The sequence below is a fragment of the Pedobacter sp. UYP24 genome, from assembly GCF_054057295.1.
The window spans coordinates 49517-64800 of sequence record NZ_JBSRZD010000002.1; the positions used below are offsets into that span (position 1 = coordinate 49517).

A 15284-nucleotide genomic window follows, 5' to 3' on the forward strand; every position below is an offset into this window, starting at 1 on the left:
TATAATAAGCAAGCATATCCTATTTATACACCTTAACCATAAATACAAAGTCCTGCATTTTTTCAGCCTGTCTGTTTTTGGTTAACCCTTGAAGAGAATTCCTTTTAGTAAATTTAGCCTGACTTCCTAATGAATCATTAGGAATCATATTCAATATTTCACGGATATATCTAGATTTAACCGCAAATGTAGCACCGTCAACTTGATTTAGTTTAGCGGTAATAACACCAATTACATTTCCATTTTGATCCAGCAGAGGACCCCCACTATTACCAGGATTAACGTCTATTGATACCTGATATTGAGTAGAATCATTACCACTGTAACCAGTTTTAGAACTCACATACCCCTTGGCGTAAACAGCATCATCTTTAGGAAAACCCAGCGTATAAACATCTTCGCCAATACCAACTGCATTTTGTTTTAACCTATAAGGAAGATTAGGTAATTTAAATGATTCATCAACTATTTTTAAAATAGCTAAATCATATTGGGTATCCCTTTTATCGATTTTAACACGATATTGGTTACCCTGCCTATCTTGAACATATACAGAATCTGCACCATCAACTACATGAAGATTGGTAAGAATATATCCGTTAGTAGTTAAAGCAAAACCAGTTCCACCAAAATTAGCAGGCTTTAAATTTTTTGTTATTACAGCAGTTGAATTGATTTTTCTAATCAGGCTATTCTGCGAATTCTTTATTTTGGCTAAATCTCTTTTTACCAGCTCAACACTTCCAATCTGCTCTGTATTTTGTTGTATAGAATACAACATAATCATGCTTAAAAATATAAAAGAAGCAGCTACTGCAATGGCAGCGCGGTTTTTACGCCATATATTTACAATAAAGGATGGATGCGGACCGAGCTTTCTGCTCAAACCATCAACATCGATATCTAAATGTGCCTCAGCCATTTTAGACTTAAGCTCTATAGTTTCACCATAACTTTTTAATGACTCTAGAAAAATGTGATGCGTAACCACTTTATGATCCACAGTTGAGTCATTAAGCCTGAGTTGCTCAAAAGCTTTCAATTCGGCCTCATTAAGTTTACCATTAAGGTAATCTTCGATTATACTTTCTAAATCCATCTCGTTCTTCATCGTCTTATGACTGAAAAAATAATTTTTTTAACCGTTGCAGGCATTTGTATTTCTGTGTTTTAGCATTGTCCGTATTTGTATAGCCAAACTTTTCAGAAATATCCTGCATGGATAAGTTGTTTATATAAAAATCCTGAATAATTGTTTTGCAGGGTTCTCCCAGATGGATTAAAGCCGAATGCATCTTATTAAATTGCTCTTCCTTTTGTCCATGATCTTCAACATCAATATCTTCAGAGAGTACGTCTTCAAAATCTGCAATATTATTAGTTTTTCTACTTTGCTGCGCAAGCTTCTTTAACCAAATACGTCTGCAAACTGAATAAATATATGTTTTTAGTTTACTGCTTAACTCAAAATCTCCGCTCTTTATTTTATTGTATAAAACGATGATTCCCTCCTGATATACGTCTTTCGCATCATCCTCATCACCGTTATTATTCAATATAAACTGCAAAACCATGGGAAAATAACCAATGTAGAGTTTATTTAGCGCATCATCAGAGTTGTTTAAGATTCCTAAAACAACCTCTCTATCTGTTGGAACTGAACTGCTTAACTTATTACTCACCAATTAATACATTTAAACGTGAATGGTAACCCAATAATAACGAAAAAAAATACTTTTTATCAATTGTATATTAATACTTCATTGTCCTTCTCGATAACCCTTACCATTTATTTTATTTTTAAAGTGATGTTAACTAAAAAATTAGTGCTAATTCCTAGTATTTCATAACATCCATTTGCGCTGGGAGGTCTAAAACTCACCAATATTCAAAAAGGATGCGTTCGATATGAAATGCATAAAAATGGCTGTTTAATGGGTGTGTTCTCGGTGTTTGATGGCTGTTGGCTCGGTGTATTCACCCAGAACATACCCCTAGAAGGCCGAAAAGACCCAGAAATAGGACTTTTTCGTGTATAAGCCATATAAAACGCGATCAATAAAATATAAAGAAGCTATACAAGTATTATTTCAGGCTTGCCACTACATATGGACAAGAAAGAAACAACATTCTCTTTTTGAAATATACGGGGAATAATTTTTTTTAAAACAAATGGGTTACCTTTTAAACTTTATGGTATTAATCTGTAAAATTAATTAATTATATAAAATAGAATTACAATGAAAAACGCATTTAAATTTGGCTTTTTAGCTTTAGCAATTTCTTTATCAGTAGCAGCTTGTAACTCAGAAAAAAAGGGTTCATCTACAGATACTACAATGACTGATTCTACAGCTGTAACTACTACTGTTGATACTACAGTTACTGATTCAACTGTAAAAGACACTACTGTAACAGTTAAAACTGATTCAACTAAGAAAATGTAACTTTAGCTAAATTAGCCTAATTAAAAGAGTGTACCTTAACATGTTAGGTACACTCTTTTTTTTGTCAAAAAATGAATCATACCCTATATTTTAAAAAAGTCTTACCGGCTACCTAGTTCCGTCCTCCCTTTCAGCTAAAAAATATTACATTTGTTCTTGTTAAAACAGTTAATTTCATGAACTTATCACCCCTGCAAGCCATCTCTCCAATTGATGGCCGTTACAGAAATACAACTCAAGAACTCTCCGCCTATTTTTCTGAATATGCTTTAATTAAATATAGAGTATTTGTAGAAATAGAATATTTCATAGCACTTTGTAAAGCAAAGCTACCTGGCTTAATTGATTTTGACAGATCAACTTACCTAAAACTAAGATCAATACACGAATCTTTTAGTGAATCAGATGCTCAGGAAGTAAAAGATACTGAAAAGGTTACCAATCATGACGTTAAGGCTGTAGAATATTTCGTAAAAAAGCAATTTGATAGTCTTGGTTTACAGAAATATAAAGAGTTTATCCATTTCGGACTAACTTCTCAAGACATCAATAATACGGCCATTCCTTATAGTTTTAAACTCGCTCTAAATAACATCTATTACCCACAAATTGAAGCCCTGATTTCAAGGATTACTGAATTGGCTGCTGGGTGGAAAGATATACCCTTACTCGCTCATACCCATGGCCAGCCTGCTTCTCCCACCAAATTGGGAAAGGAGTTTGTAGTATTTGCCGAGCGTTTGGAAATTCAACTTAGGAACCTTAAAAATATACCTAATAGTGCAAAATTTGGTGGTGCAACTGGTAATTTTAACGCACATCACATCGCATACCCTGCAATTAATTGGATAGATTTTTCAAATCATTTTGTCAATACTATTCTAGGATTAGATCGCGCCCAGCACACCACGCAAATAGAACACTATGATCAGTTTGCTGCACAATGTGATGCACTTAAACGCATTAACAACATCATTATTGATTTGGACCGAGATATCTGGGCGTATATATCTAAAAACTATTTCAAGCAAAAGATAAAGGAAGGGGAAATTGGTTCTTCTGCTATGCCGCATAAAGTAAACCCTATAGATTTTGAAAATGCTGAAGGAAATGCGGGAATTGCAAACGCTTCATTTGAATTTTTCGCAGCAAAATTACCAATCAGCCGACTTCAAAGAGATCTCACCGACTCCACTGTACTCAGAAATGTGGGTGTCCCTATGGCTCATACTATAATTGCAATAAGTTCTACTTTAAAAGGACTCAACAAATTACTTTTAAATGAGGAAGCTATCAATGCAGATCTAGATAACAATTGGGCCGTTGTTGCTGAAGCCATTCAAACCGTTCTGAGAAGAGAGGCTTATCCTAATCCTTATGAAGCCCTCAAGGATTTAACACGCACTAATCAGAAGATTACAGCACTAACAATGTCAGAGTTTATCGATGGTTTAACAATTAATGATCAACTAAAACAAGAATTGAAGAATATTACGCCATTCAACTATACGGGTGTCTATTAGCATTAGGTAGAATGATTCTTGTTAAATGACCTAAAACAGACACCTACTGCTATAAATGGTTCGCTTAATTATTTAATTTTGTATCAAATATTAAGATAATGACTATTAACGTATATACAGAACAAACACCCAACCCTGCAACTATGAAATTCATGGTCAATAAATTATTGATCAATGGAAGTGAAGACTTTGCAACTCGGGAGTCAGCAGAACACTCACCATTTGCAAAGGAGCTGTTTAAATTTAGTTTCGTTAACGGAGTCTTTTTTGCCAGCAATTTTGTAACAGTAACCAAAACTGAGGATGCTGATTGGGCAGATATCGAACCAATACTCAAGGAGTTTGTAAAAGGTGCTGTGGAGTCAGAGTACAAAATTAAAGAAGAAACTGGCGAAGATGCTCCTGCATTTGAGGGATCAGATTTAGAAATAAAAATTCAGCAAATCTTGCACGATTATGTTCGTCCTGCCGTTGAACAGGATGGTGGTGCCATAAGTTATAAATCATTTGATGATGGTATTGTTACTGTTGAGCTAAGAGGGTCATGCAGTGGGTGTCCGTCTTCAACAATTACATTAAAATCAGGTATTCAAAATTTATTACAAAGAATGGTTCCTGAAGTTAAAGAGGTAGTATCAGAATCACTTTAGGTATTAAAGTGATTCTCAATTATTTCAAGGACCTCATCATCTATTCTTCCGTTCGTTGCTAATATTTCTCTTTTCTCAATAAATTCCTGACCTCCACCAAAATTCATTATCTTACCTCCTGCCTGCTCAACAATATATGCCCCAGCAGCTATGTCCCAGGAATTTAAGTTATATTCAAAGAAGGCGTCAAACCTGCCACATGCAACGTATACTAAATCTACGGCTGCAGATCCAATACGCCTCAACCCATGACACTTTTGCATCATCTCAGCAAACACTTGCATATATTGCGCTTGTTTTTCGAATTGGTAATATGGAAACCCAGTTGCCAATAGGCATTCAGATAAAGACTCGCGACTAGAAACACTAATCTCTTTATTGTTCAAGTAAGCCTTACCACCCTTGTAAGCGGAGAACATCTCTCCCCTATTGATCTCATAAACAACTCCAATTACAGGCTTGTCATATTCATAAAGTGCGATGCTAATGGCATAGGTAGGGATGCCGTGAATAAAATTAGTAGTCCCGTCAAGTGGATCAATAATCCAATTATAAATTTCCCCTCGGGTATTAATGGTTTCTTCTTCAGTGGTGAATCCAGCTTCAGGAAATATTTTGGAAAGATTTCTAACCAACTGCCTTTCAGCTTGCTTGTCAACATAAGACACCAGATCATTTAATCCTTTAAATTCAATTGCTTTAGCATCAAAACTTAAAGATTCCTTTCTTATAAAATTACCGGTTAGCCTGCAGGTGGCTATTACCTTTTGACACAATAGTTCGTAATCCAAAGCCTTTTAATTAGTAGTTTTTCAGTTCGTCCCTATTTCTCATTGCATTCCACACCAGCATTAAGCCAGACAGGAAAAGCAAAGAAGAAATCAATTCTGCCTGGGTAAAATGAATACCAGCAACAGTGTATTTACTATTTACCCTAACTAATTCAACACAGAAGCGCTCTACGCCATTCATCATCAAATAGATACCAAACATCATACCTGGAGATTTAATATAATCACGGATCTTCCAAAGCACAAGAAAAAGCAAGAAACAAACAATCACCTCATACATAGATGTAGGATACACCGGCTGAACGAGTTCCCTACAGAATTTACCTACACAGTTTGCGATAGGTTCCCCTTCATTAGCTACATTATTTGGATAAGTATAAGCCCAAAGCCAGTCTGGAAGCCATGAAATTGGCTTTGGATTTAAGTTTGGAATTCCCCAGTCGCCATCGCCAGACAAATGACATCCTATACGGCCAACACTATAGGCAAGCATCATTCCAGGACCACCAATATCCAACATGTGCAATGGCTTTACACCATTCTTATTCGCTAAATACAACACCGCAGCGCCACCGCAAATTAAGCCGCCGTAAAAAGTAAGACCACTAAAAGAAAGAAGGCCGCCAATTGGATCCTGTATAAATGAATCCCAATGTTCCAGGTTATCAAAGATTTTTGCACCTAGAAAGCCCCAAACTGCCGCCCAAACTATTAATGTACCCATCAATTCATAAGGATGCTGTATTACTTCTACAGTTTTTGGTTTAGGTAACTTATGGGCGTTCTTCTCTTTATAATCCCAGTAAACAAATAAGGCCGCAAATGCCAATCCGCCTATAAAATTACCATTCAATGATAGCAGCACAGTTTGCGCGTCATTAACAAATAATTTATAATTTAAAAGAGCATGTACCAGTTTATACCCGATTAAGAAACCAAATATGGCATTGCCGATCAACTCTGCAGTTGTTGCAGGCAAACCAACTACAACAGATTTCTTCACAGGATGCAAAATTCCAAGTGCCTCCTTCCTTTTAAATTCTTTTGTAAAGGCCCAATAGCCCGCAATAAAAGCCAATGCTACAAATACCCCAAACGTATTGAATGGCAGCGGTACTTGTACACCAAAAAGATATTCTAGAAAGTGAGATACAGTTGGAAACATACAGATAAAATTTATGCGAATATAGGATTAATGCACTAAAAATTGGTTTGTTTCTGCAACTTCTACCTCCCCGTCTGCAGTCATGGCTACCAATTTAACGGTCTTTATTTCATTTACCATTACGGGATCGTATTTCGCTTTTACCTTAACGTAGTTCTTAGTAAAACCATGCATAAAACCATCTCTATGCTCATCTTCGAATAAGACTTGAGCTAATGATCCTACCTGACTTTGATAAAAAGCTCTTCTTTTCTTGTCAGATAAAATGTGGAGCATTTTATTGCGTTCTCCACGAACACGTCCAACAACTGCACCAGACATTTCAGCAGCGGCCGTTTGCTCCCGCTCAGAGTAGGTAAATACATGCAGATAAGATATATCAAGCTCGTTTAAGAACTGATAAGTATCCAGAAAATCATCGTGTGTTTCACCTGGAAAACCGACAATCACATCCACCCCTATGCAGCAATCTGGCATGATAGACTTAATCTTTGCTACTCGTTCTATATACAGTTCACGCTGATACCTCCGTCGCATCAATCCTAGTATTTTATTAGATCCAGATTGCAAAGGAATATGAAAATGAGGTACAAATCTCTTTGCTTTAGCTACAAATTCTATAATCTCATTGCTAAGCAAATTTGGTTCAATAGATGAAATCCTTATTCTTTCAATGCCTTCAACTTCGTCGAGTGCCTTTACAAGATCAAAGAACTTATCCTCTCTCTCTCCATTTCTGATACCAAAATCACCAAGATTGACACCAGTTAACACAATTTCCTTTACACCGCTTTCAGCAACCTGACGTGCTCTGTTTACCACATTTTCAATGGTATCGCTTCTGCTGTTTCCCCGAGCCAGTGGTATCGTGCAATAGGTACATGGGTAATCACAGCCATCCTGAACTTTTAAAAAAGTACGGGTACGATCACCAAAAGAATAAGAGGCAACGAAGTTATGATTTACTTTTTCGATATTTTGCTGATGAATAATAGCTTTAGGTTGCTTAGTTAAATCAGAGATGTACTCTACAATTCTAAATTTCTCCGCAGCGCCCAAAACCATATCTACTCCTTCAATCTCAGCAATCTCAGTTGGTTTTAGCTGAGCATAACAACCAACAATAGTAACGTAAGCATGTGGGGAATATTTTAAAGCTTCCTTAACTACTTTACGGCACTTTTTATCTGCATGATCTGTAACTGAGCAGGTATTTATTACATATACATCTGCGCCGGCAGTAAAATCTACCACTGCATAACCGGCATCTGTAAATAGTCTTCCTATAGTTGAAGTTTCTGAGAAATTCAACTTACAACCTAAAGTATAAAACGCGACTTTCCTCATTGAAGATGCAAAGATAAGTTTTTAAATGAAACTATGATTCATTCCATCTATAGGAATCCTGCTCCAGTCCTGCAAGGTCAATCACCCTGCTTACAACCGTGCCCGCTACGTCTTCCAGAGTTTTGGGCAGGCTATAGTAAGATGGATTAGCGGGGCAGATAATTCCTCCGGCTTCTGTTACTGTTTTCATGTTATTAATATGGATAAGGCTAAAGGGGGTATCCCTTACTACTGCAATCAACTTCCGCCGTTCTTTTAAAATCACGTCAGCCGATCTGGAGATCAAATCATTTGAAATACCACTGGCTATTCTTCCAAGTGTACCCATTGAGCATGGAATAATGATCATGGTATCAAATTTAGCAGAACCTGAAGCAAATGGTGCATTGAAATCCATTTTCTGATAAAAATCGAATGGATAGTTTCCAAATTCTTTATTGCCTAATTCGAATTGCCAAACTTCCTTGGCATTATCAGACATAACTACACCAATTCTTTCAATCTGGTCGGTTAGTTTAAGAAGGTTATCCAACAACACTTTTGCGTAAATAGAACCGCTGGCACCCGTAACTGCTACAATAATCTTTTTCTTTTTCATAGATTAAGTAAAGATAAGAAACCCAAAAATAAAAAAGGGCCGAATATAAATATTCGACCCTACATCTACCTATGAAAAACATACCCCCGAAAGGGTAAGCTCAAATGTAATTATCTTTTTGAATAAATGAAAGTTTATACAACCTTTTTTTAAACGAATTATAAATATCTATTGGTTAAACCTGAAAAACCTAAAAGGAACTAAAAACTAAGCGATTTTGTCAGGCATCTTATCCAGAATTATAAAATTAGGTATTATTTAAAGATTTTATAACTTTATACTTTTCTAAATAACCAAATTGAATGAAACCTCAGCTACTAAAAGTATCTAACAACCCGGTAAATTCTTTTAGTGCGAGGCGAGATGAAGTTCCCTATATAAATAATAAGTGGCATTACCATGCGGAAGTGGAACTGATCTATTTCAAGAAAGGAAACGGGACACAATTCATCGGTGACAGCATAAAACGCTTCCGTTCAGGCGACGTATTGTTGGTAGGCGCTCACCTTCCTCACTATTGGCGTTTTGATGACATTTATTTTAATGAAGAACAGAAAACAAATGCCGACGTATTGGTGGTACATTTTGGAGAGAATTTTTGGGGAAGTCAATTTTTGGCGCTACCTGAAAATAAGATTTTAAAAACCATACTGGAAAAAGCCCAACGCGGCCTTAAAGTTAACGATAAACAGAAGAAGCATATAGGGGAACTGATGGAATTCATACTTTTGGCCGAAGGCCCAAAGCGGATCATCTACCTAATGGAGGCGCTTGCAGCAATCGAGGCTTCGGCTCAGCTTACACAACTCTCATCTATAGGATTTAGGCACAATTATGAAGATAAGGAGAATGACAGGATCAACACCATATACAATTATTCTATAGCCAATTTTAAGCGAAAAATACAAATGGAAGAAATGTCTTCAGTAGCAAGCATCAGTCCCAATTCTTTTTGCCGCTATTTTAAATCCAGAACTGGAAAAACTTACACACAATTTATTAGTGAAATAAGAGTGGGACACGCCTGCAAATTATTAATCGAAGATATTATGAATGTTAAGCAAATTTGCTATGAAAGCGGCTTTAATAACTTTGCAAGTTTTCATAAGCATTTTAAGGTGATCACAGGCAAAAGTCCGCTTACTTATCAAAAATCCTACCTAAACAAATCTTAATTGCTACCTACCCATCCAACCCCCGTCTACGGTAACGATGGATCCATGTATGTAATTAGAAGCAGCAGAAGCCAGGAAGACCACCGGACCTTCAAAATCTTCCGGCTGGCCCCACCTACCGGCAGGGATTCTTTCCAATATTGACTTACTCCTACTTTCATCCGCTCTTAACGCAGTAGTATTAGCTGTTGAGACATATCCTGGTGCTATCGCGTTCACGTTTACACCACTTGCCGCCCATTCATTTGCAAATGCTTTTGTTAGCTGACCAATAGCACCCTTGCTGGCGGCATAACCAGGCACATTTATCCCTCCTTGAAATGTTAGTAGCGAAGCAATAAAAATAACCTTTCCTTTTCTTCTTGCTACCATATCCCTGCCTATTTCACGAGTCAGTATAAATGGAGCTGTTTGGTTTACCGCTATAACTTCATCCCAATAATTGTCTGGATGTTCTGCAATCGGCTTTCGTAAAATCGTTCCGGCATTATTAACTAATATATCAATCACAAGATGATTCAACTTTACCTGATTACAAAAACTTAACAAGGAATCCCTATCGGAAAAATCGCATTGATAAGCATAGAATCTTCTACCTTTGGCTACAACAGATTGTTCAACTTCACTATGCATTAGTGGTAAATTTGCAGATACCCCTATAATATCTGCACCTGCTTCTGCAAGGGCTATGGCCATGGATTTACCAATACCTTTATTACACCCGGTTACTAAAGCAGTTTGTCCGTTCAGCTTAAATAATTCCATTATTGCCATGTTATTTTAAAGTAATAATAAGGGGCTCAATTAACGTCTGCCTAAAATCTTCTAAATAACTAAACCATTGTTTTGAGCTGATAATTTTACCTCCTTTACTCCAAGCTGCACCGTTATAATAAACTACAGGTTTATTACTAGCGGCATTTACCAAGGTTAACAGATGTTCTGATTTAATGATAACCTCAGGCTTTTCTTTCATCATAATTGTACCAATTCCCAAGGTACCGTCAGCACCATGCTCTGGTTCCCAATAACCTGCAATCCCATTTTTGTCTTTCAGAATATCAGGATTTTGTTCCTTCCTCAATACAATACCCGTAGCAACTCTTAAAGGTCCCTTTTCCGCATCAAATGTAAACGTTGCTTCAACCCTGTTTAATTGCGAACCTGCATCAAGTGTATAATGTTTACTCGCTTTCACCACCCTGCCAGCTACATCCCATTCATCATATTTCAAAACAAATGCAAACCTTAATGGGCCATTATCTAGTATCTCCCAAGTCCTGTAATTTTTTGGGAACAAGATTTTGCTGTCAATAATAGGAGCAATGTCTCCCGCCCCGAGCGTAAAACCTACATGGTAAAAATCAAGACCGTCTCCATGGTCGGCATGGTAATCTCCTGTCTTATACCACTTGTCTACCACCATTTTATCAGTTCGTTTAGCCCATACATCCAAACCAAATGCATTCTCGTTGGTCGCTTCTAACGCCTTACCATACATCCTAAAAGCAATTTTATCATTTTCCCAGGCAAAATCATCCATACGTTCAGGAACATATCTTCCATAAACTTTTGGGGTTACTAGGGGCGGTTTGCCTTCTGTAATTCGAAACTGGATAGATTTACCTGCAGGAACAGAGGCTTTTAGCAACAGACTTTGTGGCTCATTCAATCCGCTATATTCCAGCTGGTAAGGAACCTCAGCATGCTCCTGTTCATCATACAACTTTAGGTTTCCGCCTTTTAACCCGGGCATCTTGGTTATAATTGCTTTCCAGCTTATAGAAATGGTTTCCGACAAACCACCTGATGTTTTACGCGGATTTTTAATTGTTACCAAAATCTCCTTTTTCGTTTGCGCTCCTGCTTCTGTCAGCATTACTACAAAAGCAACCAATAACAGTAACTTTCTCATAAACTATCTCAGTTGATTAATTGCACAATGATCCATATCTCCATAGTCAAGGTTCTCTCCCGCCATGCCCCAAATAAAGGTATAGCTACTCGTTCCTGCGCCTGCATGAACTGACCAATCTGGAGATATTACTGCTTGCTCATTCTGCACCCAGATATGTCTGGTTTCCTGTGGTTCTCCCATAAAATGGCAAACGCTTTGGCCAGTTGGCACCTCAAAATATAAATAAACTTCCATTCGTCTATTGTGGGTATGAGCAGGCATTGTATTCCAGACACTTCCGGATTTCAATTCTGTCATTCCCATTTGAAGCTGGCAGGTCTGTATCACTCCATTTACTAGCAATTTATTAATTACGCGGTGATTGGCGGTTTCCTGCGATCCAAGAACAACTATTTCTGCTTCTTCTTTCGTTACTTTTTTAGATGGATACTCACGATGTGCTGGTGCTGAGTTGAGATAAAACCTAGCTGGATCAGCAGAATTTTCCGAACTAAAAACCACATTTTTAGTCCCTCTGCCTAAATACAATGCTTCTTTAAAATCAAGCTCATACGTTACGTCGTTCGCCACAACACTTCCCTTTCCGCCAATATTGATAATCCCCAGTTCTCTTCTCTCTAAAAAATAACCAGCCTTTAGATAGTCAGGGTTTGAAAGCGCAACTGAGGCCTCAACCGGCATAGCCCCACCCACTATGTACCGATCATAATGGGACAGGGTTAGGTTAACGGAGTTTGCGGTAAATAAATCCTCGATCAGGAAATTTCCACTAAGCGCAACGGTATCCATCTGTTTCGCCTCTGTTGGACTAACTGCAAAGCGGCTGTTAAATGTATTGCTCATCTTTATCTTTTAACATCTAGTTATTGCCAAGCTAAACAATATTTGCAAATTATTATTAAACCTTAGTATCAAATCTATTCTTGTAAATTTTTGCCCAAAAAGTATGATCGTATTCTTACTTCCCTAATCCAAAGTATGCCTTAGCATTGTAGTAGCAAATATCACTAATAATTTTCCCTATCCACTTTTCGTCGTTTGGAAGTAAACCCTTCTCCATTTCTTCACCAAAAAGATTGCATAAGATCCTGCGAAAATAATCATGCCTTGAATAGGATAAGAAACTACGTGAATCTGTAAGCATCCCAACAAAATTACTGACCAGACCCATGTTAGATAGTGCATTTAATTGCTTTTCTATGCCGTCTTTCTGATCTAAAAACCACCAACCAGATCCGAACTGGATTTTACCCTTAACACCGCCTTCGGCGAAATTACCAGTCATCGCAGCAAACATTTCGTTATCAGCAGGGTTCAAATTATAAATGATGGTTTTAGCGAGTTGGTCGGTTAGGCTCAGGTTACCAAAAAAGCGAGAAAGCCTTTCAGCCTGACTAAAATCCCCAATCGAATCGTAGCCAGTATCTGCGCCTAACTTCTCAAACATACCAAGGTTATTGTTTCTTATCGCGCCAAGATGGTATTGTTGTACCCAGCCCTTTTCATGATACTTCTTAGCCAGAGCAGTCAATACATACCCGGCAAAAGCATCCGGATTAGAGTAGGTAGTATCTTCAGCCTTTAAAAATTCTTTAAACTCCTTTTGTTCCGCGGTAGTAAGCGCATAATTAAATGGCAAAGCCGATAAACCATGGTCGGCAATACTGCAATTGTGGTTTTCAAAGTAATCTATCCTGGTCATCAACGCAGTAATAAGCGACTCCAAATCTTCTATCACTATGCCGCTAACTTCAGAAAGCCTATTTACATATTGCCTGAATTGCACATTTTTATCAATCATTAGTGCTTTATCTGGCCTAAAAGAAGGTTTTACCTCAGTTTTAAAATCGCTTTCTTTTAACATTTTGTGGTATTTCAAATCATCACATGGATCATCTGTAGTACCAACCATCTCTACCTGATAATGCTTTAATAAACCTTGGGTAGAAAAATCTTTATTTGTCAGCAATCCATTACAATGCTTATAAATATCCTTTGCTGATGATTCATTTAAATAATTATTGATCCCAAAAGGATCCTTGAGTTCCATATGTGTCCAGTGAAACAAAGGGTTTCTAACCGTAGCTGGAACAACTTTAGCCCAAGCCAAAAACTTCTCTTCATCAGTTGCGTCCCCAGTAATTAATCTTTCATCAACACCCAAAGCACGCATGGCTCGCCATTTGTAATGATCACCCTTAAGCCAAATTTCTGTAAGGCTGCTAAAATTTTTATCTTCTGCAATTTCTTGCGGTGGTAAATGGTTGTGATAGTCAATCACAGGCAATCCTTTTGCGTAGTCGTTATACAGCAATTTTGAAGTACTGTTATTCAGCAAAAAATCTTCAGCTATTACATTTCCTTCTTTCATCTCAATTGCTTTTTATAATACCAAACTCTAACCCTCTAAGCTCTGCAAGGCCTTTTAGTCTGCCAATTCCAGAATACCCCGGGTTCGTCTTCTTTTTTAAATCGTCCAGCATTTGGTGACCATGGTCCGGCCGCATTGGCAAGCTTACCTTCCTCCTTTGCTGAATTTTATAGATCGCTTTAACTACATTGTACATATCCACATCACCTTCCAGGTGGCTATCTTCATAAAAATCCCCATCTTCATTTCTTTTGGTACTCCGCAGATGGATGAAATGAATCCTGTCGCCAAATTCCCTAATCATTTCCGGCAGGTCATTATCCGGCCGGACACCAAAAGAACCCGTACAGAAACACAGGCCATTACTCAAGGAAGGCACCGCATTAAATAATTCTCTAACCAAAGCTGCGGTACTTACTACTCTTGGTAATCCAAATATCGGATAAGGGGGGTCGTCTGGATGTATGGCCATTTTAATTCCAGCATCATCTGCAACCGGAACAATTTCTGAGAGGAAATGAATGAGGTGTTTATGGAGTGTCTCTTCATCTATTCCCTTATAGGTATCCAAAGCCACTTGAAACTGTTCCAGTGTAAAGCTCTCCTCGCTTCCCGGTAAACCGGCTATAATATTGCGCTGTAGTATCTTACGTTCTTCTTCGCTCATTTGCTCATAACGCGCTTTACCATTGTTCAATTCATCAACTGTATATTCTTTTTCTGCGTGCGGACGTTTTAATAGGTAAACATCAAATGCTACAAGCGCTGCTTTTTCAAATTTCAATGCTTTTACCCCATTCTCCAATTCGAAAGCCAGATTGGTTCTTGTCCAATCTAATACAGGCATAAAATTATAAGTGACAACCTTAATGCCACAGGCAGACAAATTGCGTATGGATTCTTTGTAATTCTCTATGTAGTTTTCAAACCCTTCCGCCTGTGTTTTTATGGTTTCATGTACTGGAACGCTTTCCACCACATCCCAATCTAACCCTGCTTCAACAATCAACTGCTTGTGCTTTAAAATATCTGTTGTACTCCAAACCTCGCCATTCAGCACATGATGCAACGCAGTTACCACGCCAGTACAACCAGCCTGTCTTATATCAGCTAAACTCACCGGATCATTTGGTCCAAACCAGCGCATGGTTTGTGTCATTGAATACACACTATTGGTATTACTCATGGTTTACTATCACAAAAAAAGCAGGAACAAGTCCTGCTTTAAGTATTAAATATAGTGCAAGTTTCAATTATGGAAGGCAAGATAGCTCCCTTTTATTATCGAAAACGTTTGCG

Annotated in this window: 15 protein-coding genes; 4 read left to right on the forward strand and 11 right to left on the reverse strand. The window is 37.7% G+C overall.

The window, feature by feature from the left end; translation table 11 throughout:
• Positions 1-19: 19 nt before the first annotated feature.
• Together ACVWYN_RS04850 and ACVWYN_RS04855 are read right to left on the reverse strand one after the other, a co-directional pair.
• A complete protein-coding gene (locus ACVWYN_RS04850) occupies positions 20-1111 on the reverse strand; it encodes a S1C family serine protease (protein ID WP_457287704.1) in 1092 nt (363 codons plus the stop codon).
• 4 nt (positions 1112-1115) lie between these two features.
• Positions 1116-1682 carry an RNA polymerase sigma factor gene (locus tag ACVWYN_RS04855; RefSeq protein ID WP_457287705.1) on the reverse strand — a complete coding sequence of 189 codons (567 nt, stop codon included), beginning with the start codon at positions 1680-1682 and terminating at the stop codon, positions 1116-1118.
• A gap of 558 nt (positions 1683-2240) precedes the next feature.
• Here ACVWYN_RS04855 and ACVWYN_RS04860 point away from each other — a divergent pair.
• From ACVWYN_RS04860 to ACVWYN_RS04870, 3 genes are all read left to right on the forward strand, one after another.
• Positions 2241-2447: a hypothetical protein gene (locus tag ACVWYN_RS04860; RefSeq protein WP_457287706.1), complete on the forward strand. Its 207-nt coding sequence runs from the start codon at positions 2241-2243 to the stop codon at positions 2445-2447.
• 176 nt (positions 2448-2623) lie between these two features.
• The gene (gene purB / locus ACVWYN_RS04865) at positions 2624-3970 is read left to right on the forward strand and encodes an adenylosuccinate lyase (protein WP_457287707.1); all 1347 of its coding nucleotides are present in this window, start codon (positions 2624-2626) and stop codon (positions 3968-3970) included.
• A gap of 98 nt (positions 3971-4068) precedes the next feature.
• On the forward strand, positions 4069-4620 hold the full coding sequence (locus ACVWYN_RS04870; protein WP_457287708.1) for a NifU family protein: 552 nt from the start codon (positions 4069-4071) through the stop codon (positions 4618-4620).
• Here ACVWYN_RS04870 and ACVWYN_RS04875 read toward each other — a convergent pair.
• From ACVWYN_RS04875 to ACVWYN_RS04890, 4 genes are read right to left on the reverse strand one after another with little or no spacing between them, the layout of a single operon-like run.
• The gene (locus ACVWYN_RS04875) at positions 4617-5411 is read right to left on the reverse strand and encodes an inositol monophosphatase family protein (RefSeq protein ID WP_457287709.1); all 795 of its coding nucleotides are present in this window, start codon (positions 5409-5411) and stop codon (positions 4617-4619) included. The two genes, ACVWYN_RS04870 and ACVWYN_RS04875, sit on opposite strands and share 4 nt — an antisense overlap.
• Positions 5412-5421: 10 nt before the next feature.
• Positions 5422-6576: a prolipoprotein diacylglyceryl transferase gene (locus tag ACVWYN_RS04880; RefSeq protein ID WP_457287710.1), complete on the reverse strand. Its 1155-nt coding sequence runs from the start codon at positions 6574-6576 to the stop codon at positions 5422-5424.
• A gap of 27 nt (positions 6577-6603) precedes the next feature.
• Complete coding sequence (mtaB, locus tag ACVWYN_RS04885) at positions 6604-7923, reverse strand: tRNA (N(6)-L-threonylcarbamoyladenosine(37)-C(2))-methylthiotransferase MtaB (protein WP_457287711.1); 1320 nt, start codon at positions 7921-7923, stop codon at positions 6604-6606.
• A 31-nt stretch (positions 7924-7954) separates the two neighbouring features.
• Positions 7955-8521: a UbiX family flavin prenyltransferase gene (locus tag ACVWYN_RS04890; protein WP_457287712.1), complete on the reverse strand. Its 567-nt coding sequence runs from the start codon at positions 8519-8521 to the stop codon at positions 7955-7957.
• Between the two features lie 302 nt (positions 8522-8823).
• Here ACVWYN_RS04890 and ACVWYN_RS04895 point away from each other — a divergent pair, with 302 nt between their 5' ends.
• The gene (locus tag ACVWYN_RS04895) at positions 8824-9696 is read left to right on the forward strand and encodes an AraC family transcriptional regulator (RefSeq protein WP_457287713.1); all 873 of its coding nucleotides are present in this window, start codon (positions 8824-8826) and stop codon (positions 9694-9696) included.
• Between the two features lie 3 nt (positions 9697-9699).
• Here ACVWYN_RS04895 and ACVWYN_RS04900 read toward each other — a convergent pair whose 3' ends face one another.
• The 5 genes from ACVWYN_RS04900 to uxuA all read right to left on the reverse strand — a co-directional run bounded on the left by ACVWYN_RS04900 (position 9700) and on the right by uxuA (position 15171).
• Positions 9700-10470 carry an SDR family NAD(P)-dependent oxidoreductase gene (locus ACVWYN_RS04900; protein WP_457287714.1) on the reverse strand — a complete coding sequence of 257 codons (771 nt, stop codon included), beginning with the start codon at positions 10468-10470 and terminating at the stop codon, positions 9700-9702.
• 1 nt (position 10471) lies between these two features.
• Complete coding sequence (locus tag ACVWYN_RS04905) at positions 10472-11611, reverse strand: DUF4861 family protein (protein WP_457287715.1); 1140 nt, start codon at positions 11609-11611, stop codon at positions 10472-10474.
• Positions 11612-11614: 3 nt separating this feature from the next.
• On the reverse strand, positions 11615-12457 hold the full coding sequence (gene kduI / locus ACVWYN_RS04910) for a 5-dehydro-4-deoxy-D-glucuronate isomerase (RefSeq protein ID WP_457287716.1): 843 nt from the start codon (positions 12455-12457) through the stop codon (positions 11615-11617).
• 115 nt (positions 12458-12572) lie between these two features.
• Positions 12573-13985 (reverse strand): glucuronate isomerase, encoded by a 1413-nt coding sequence (gene uxaC / locus ACVWYN_RS04915; RefSeq protein WP_457287717.1) that lies wholly within the window; start codon positions 13983-13985, stop codon positions 12573-12575.
• A 1-nt stretch (position 13986) separates the two neighbouring features.
• On the reverse strand, positions 13987-15171 hold the full coding sequence (uxuA, locus tag ACVWYN_RS04920) for a mannonate dehydratase (RefSeq protein ID WP_457287718.1): 1185 nt from the start codon (positions 15169-15171) through the stop codon (positions 13987-13989).
• Positions 15172-15284: the final 113 nt, after the last annotated feature.